At 61.6% G+C, this 5,038-nt stretch carries 4 protein-coding genes; all 4 read left to right on the plus strand.

What is annotated here, in order from left to right; all coding sequences use genetic code 11:
* Nucleotides 1-1,253 (plus strand): type VI secretion system Vgr family protein (locus tag PUT78_RS22980; protein ID WP_274354552.1); only part of this gene is annotated, 1,253 nt, incomplete at its 5' end.
* 4 nt (nt 1,254-1,257) lie between these two features.
* Nucleotides 1,258-2,298: a DUF2169 family type VI secretion system accessory protein gene (locus tag PUT78_RS22985; RefSeq protein WP_274354553.1), complete on the plus strand. Its 1,041-nt coding sequence runs from the start codon at nt 1,258-1,260 to the stop codon at nt 2,296-2,298.
* Nucleotides 2,295-3,782 carry a PAAR-like domain-containing protein gene (locus tag PUT78_RS22990; protein WP_274354554.1) on the plus strand — a complete coding sequence of 496 codons (1,488 nt, stop codon included), beginning with the start codon at nt 2,295-2,297 and terminating at the stop codon, nt 3,780-3,782. Before PUT78_RS22985 ends, PUT78_RS22990 begins: the two co-directional genes overlap by 4 nt.
* Nucleotides 3,779-4,564 carry a GAD-like domain-containing protein gene (locus tag PUT78_RS22995; RefSeq protein WP_274354555.1) on the plus strand — a complete coding sequence of 262 codons (786 nt, stop codon included), beginning with the start codon at nt 3,779-3,781 and terminating at the stop codon, nt 4,562-4,564. Before PUT78_RS22990 ends, PUT78_RS22995 begins: the two co-directional genes overlap by 4 nt.
* Nucleotides 4,565-5,038: the final 474 nt, after the last annotated feature.

Consider the following 5,038-nt stretch of genomic DNA (forward strand, 5'->3'; position numbering starts at 1 on the left):
TGTGCCTTGTGGCAAGTCATTCCTATACCTCGGATAATTACGGCACAGGCGGGACCAGGGGCGATGATCTGGCCTATCGCGGGCGCTATGTGCTGATGCCCGGCACAGCGCCGATGCTGCCTGAGAGGAAGACCCCCCTCGCCGATGTGCGCGGCCCGCAAACGGCGATGGTGGTGGGGGCTGAAGGCGAAGAGATCGACTGCGACGAATACGGCCGGATCCTGGTGCGGTTCCACTGGGACCTGGACAAGGCCAATTCGATGCGCTGCCGTGTGTCGCAATCCTGGGCGGGTAATGGCTGGGGCGGCATGGTGATCCCGCGCGTGGGCATGGAGGTGGTGGTCGAGTTCCTCGACGGTGATCCCGACCAGCCGCTGGTGACGGGATGCGTCTATAACGGGCGCAACAAGGTGCCGTATGAATTGCCGGCGCATAAAACGAAATCGGTGTTTCGCAGCGATACGCATGAGGGGGACGGGTTCAATGAGATTAGCTTCGAGGATAAAAAGGGCAGAGAACTGCTGTTCCAGCATGCCCAGAAAGACCAGACCACCCGTGTTCTGAATGATCAAGTCGCACGTATTGACCGCCATTCGGTCACCTCGGTTGGACGCAATCAGGTGACAGAGGTGGGCCACAACCGGAAATGTGAAATCGGCGGTTCGATGAACCTTGTGGTCGGCGGAACTGGCACCTCTGCAATTGCCTTGATGGCGGCCGTCGCCGGGCTTGCAGGCCATACTGCCGGGCTTCTGAAACAAGCCGCAGATGTGGCAGGCGGATCAGATTCCGCTGTAAACGGCTTTGCCGCGACGCTTGCCGCTTCCGGTTTGGGGTTTCTCTCTGGTGGCGGACTGAAGGATCGTTCAACCTTGGCAGGTAAAACCAATGATCGCCCTGATGCAGGTGCGGCCCTCGCGGCGTCGGGGTCGGGTGTCGGGCAGAATGCGGACGGATTATTTCCGATGTCAGGCGTCATGAACACTGTAACCGGATTGTTCAGATCAGACACGACAGGTGTCGCGCATGTCGATCAGGTCGGCATGTCTCGTGTCACGAATGTCGGAGCGACGTCAATCGAATCTGTCGGGAAGTACAAGAAGATCGCAGTCGGCGAGGAATTCGTTCTGGAAGTGGGCGACAGCAAGCTGGTCATGAAGGCAAATGGCGAGATCCTGATCCTTGGCAAGACCTTCAATTTCATTGCAACTGATCATTTTCAGATGCGCGGCAAACCGATTGACATGAACTGATGCCATGGAACTGATCAACGAGACGCCGCTGCGCGGCCTCGCTTTCCGGCAATTCGACATGGAAGGGGGGCTGGATTGTGTTGTCGCGCTACGCGGCGTCTTCGCCCATGTCCAGAACACCCGGATGGCCTGGCAGGAAGATCAGCCGCCATTCCAGTGGGAAGACGCATATGATGGTGCGCCACACGATTCTGCGCTTGTGCAACAGACCGATCTGACACCTGGCAAGGCCGGAACCGACATCACGTTTCTTGGTGTCAGCTATCCGGCGCGCCCCCCTGCCACGGAATGGCATTGCAGTCTGGCAATCGGCCCGGTTGCCAAGGTGTTGCGTGTCACCGGACCGCGGCATCTGGTGCCGCAAAAGCAAAAGCGAAAGCGCTGGGGGGGGCCGCAGATATCGGGCTGGGTTCCCGGCCCGGCTGAACCGACAGATACTGTCCCAATGGACTGGCGGTTTGCGTATGGGGGTGCCCCTGCATCCGGGCCAAAGGATGCAGAGCCGGACCCCCGCAATCCGATCGGCCGGGGCAATCCGGGCGGGGCAGAACCCGAAAACGCCAGGCCGGTCCCGGCACCGCAGATCGTCCTGCTGGATGGTCCGTTTGACGCAGCGCCAGTCGGGCTTGGGCCTGTAGCCCCATTCTGGAAGGGGCGTGCGGATCACGCCGGAACCTATGACAAGGCATGGCAGGACACCCGCCACCCACTTTTGCCGCGCGATTTTGATTTGCGGTTCTGGCAATGCGCCCCACCTGACCAGATCGCCATCCCGTTTCTTGCGGGGGATGAGGGGTATCGTCTGACCGCGCTGTCCCCCACATTCCCTGATGCAGTCGGATGGCTGCCGGGTATTGCGCTGGCGGTGCAACTCAATGGCGGGCACTGGCGGCGGCTTGATCTTGATGGCGTGCATTTCGACTGGCGCGCCGACCACCGCGTCACCCTGACATGGCGCACGCGCTTTCCCCTGCCCGATGCTGACGGGGCAAAGCTGCGCATCGGCTGGCGCTATGACGCCCGGATGGCGGAGGGGGCTGCATGAGCCTGCCACCGGACGATTATATCGGCGAGCCGGGCTATCCCGCGCCCTGGACGACCAGCCAGCCCCGTGAAGCGCTGCGCGACACGGATGAGGCGCGGGTCATCTGCCTTGCCCCCGATATCTGCCGCGCACCCAAAGCGCCGGTGCCCTTCATGATCTATGACACCTTCGGCCATGATGAGGATTACACCCCCTCGGTACGGTTCACGGGCCAGAAGGCGATGGTGCTGCGTTCGCACACCACACATGTGCATGGCGATGAACCCGGCGTCGGCAAGGGTGTGGTGTCGGGCACAGTGGGGGGCATCTGTGAACCCATCGGCCATGCCGCGCAGGTGCGCGCCGAGGGCAGCCCCGTCATCCGCCATCTCGACCGGTTCTGGATGAACAACCGCAACACGGTGGGCGAGGCCATCTTCGTGCGCGACACCGCAACCTACGCCCCGCCAGAGGATGACGACCCGCTGCCGGGCTCGATGCAACTGGCGGCGACGGGGGCTTCTTCAAGCTATTTCCTTGCCCCTTCGCCGCCGGTGCAAGCGCCCCCGGCCACCGCCCCCGCACCGCCGCCCTCTGGGCCCGCGCCCGGGCCATCCGTCCCCGGCGGCGCGCCGAACAGGCTCCCGTCCGTTGGACCGCTGCTGCGCAGGATCGGTGTTCTGGGCTGGATTCTGCACGGCTATGACCTGGGCCAACGCGAAAACCAGCGTGCGTGGGATGACCCCGAAGGCTACATGGCGCGCGAGGCGGAAAGATACGGCGGTGTTGACAGTTTCAACGACACCCAGCGCGAGATCCACGACCGCGCGATCGAGCGGTTGCGTAATGGCGGGCGGCAGGGCCATGTGCGCGGGGATTACGACCAAGAGATGGACCGGGAGCGTGCGGAGCGCGCGAGGGCGGAATCGCTGGCGCAGCCCCAGACGCAGACTGATACGGATACAGGGACGCGGGTGGATGAAGATGAGGACAACCAGCGATGCCCCTATATCGTGATTTGCTTCAGTCCAACGACCACCAATTATGACCCGGTCGAATTTCAGCGACAGTTGAGCGAGCAGGAAACCGCTTTGCAGGTGATGTCGCCGTCCAGTTATACGAGAAACCGATCGCGCATCCTCGCCGATGGCACAACCGATATTGCGCGGAGTTCACCAAGAGCAAGGAGAGCATATAGGCAGATATGGGCAGAATATAGAAGCGACAAAGGCCCGCCACCCGGGGATGGGTCCTTGGCTGCGCTCCATGCGCTTGATATCGTCGCCGGGGGTGATCCGGCGAATTATCTGCGCATCGGCCCGCAGCGCGAGAACCGGATCATCGGGGCGCAATGGGCGCAGTGGCGCGGCGTTCAGGGTGGTGATCGGCTGCAACGGCTGGATGCGCATGCCGTGCGTCTGGAACAAAATGGATGCCCGCAAATGACTGCGCGATTGCGGGTCTGCCCGGGGCGAGGGGTTGATGCAGAAGGAAATCCGCTATGAATAAGATCACCGGTGTCGATTTCAGCGACATGAACCTGACCGATTACGGCGAGACGAGCCGTGAGCGCCCGTTTGATGATATTCTCGACGTGCTCGGTCCGATGAGCTTTGTCGAACCGGTCAGCGCGGCCGAGGCAGAGCGCTATCGCGGCCGGGTGCCGGATGGTTTACTGGAATTCTGGCGCCGCAGTGGCCGTGGCGCGCTGCTGCAGGGATTCGCGTGGCTCTGCGATCCGGCGCTGCTGCAACCGGTCGTGGAAGAAGTTTTTGCCGGTGATCCGGAATATGACGCTGCGGATTTCACATGCTATCTATATGATTATGAGGGAACAATAGAAGCTTGGGGTGCAAAGAACCAGCGATGTACGATTGACCTGACAGCTTTCGACCAAGCTAAGGTCCATGTTCACGGCCCGGGACCCTTGCGCGATTTGCAGCAGGGAAGTAGGACACCGGATTTTCATGTGGCAAATTTCCTGCGTATCCTCGGCTACCGGCTCGGTCACGACATGCACGAAGACTACAGCGATTATCATATGTTCACCTCGGCTTCGAACCGTCTGGGCCGTCTGGAACCGGGCGAAATTTTCGGCTTTTTCCCCTCGCGCCAGATGGGTGGCGAGGGCTATCCCGAGGATATGCAGAAAGTGGGTGTTGTCGAGCATCTGTTGTTTCATACTCAACTGGACCGCCCCACGCTGATCGGATGGGAGCCGATCCCCGGCGGCGGAGGGTTCAGCAGACCCTTCCCGATCCGCAAACTCGGCCCGCAGCTGGATTGACATCGTATGACCCGGAACCGGCGCCTTCAGCAGGTCCAACCCGCCGACTCGCACAGGCCACGGGCGATGTCCGCGACTGGTCTCCGGAAGAACTGGAGGCCTATAGGCAGCAACGGCAACGCGAGGCAGAGAGCGACGCGCCAGCACCGGCTGCGGTTCCCTTGCCCAATACCGACAACACGCGGATTGACTGGCCGAGATGCTATGTGTTGACGTTGTCCTTCACAATACCAGCCAACGGGACCGCCACCGAAAATGGGCCGCCAGCTTGCGCTACAGCAGACCGCACTCAACGCGAAGAACCCCTGTCAGGCGGCGACGGATATCGCACAGTATCCTGTGAACGAACCAATTGGGGAGGCTGCGCGCCCGGCTGCACGCGCGCGGTTCATTGACCAGAATGCGCGTGTGCTTCTACGGACCCTTCCGCGCAATACAAGCTTTGCACAAGCTCGAAGCATCGCCGAGGTGCAG

The sequence above is a fragment of the Roseinatronobacter alkalisoli genome, from assembly GCF_028745735.1.
GTDB lineage: Bacteria > Pseudomonadota > Alphaproteobacteria > Rhodobacterales > Rhodobacteraceae > Roseinatronobacter > Roseinatronobacter alkalisoli.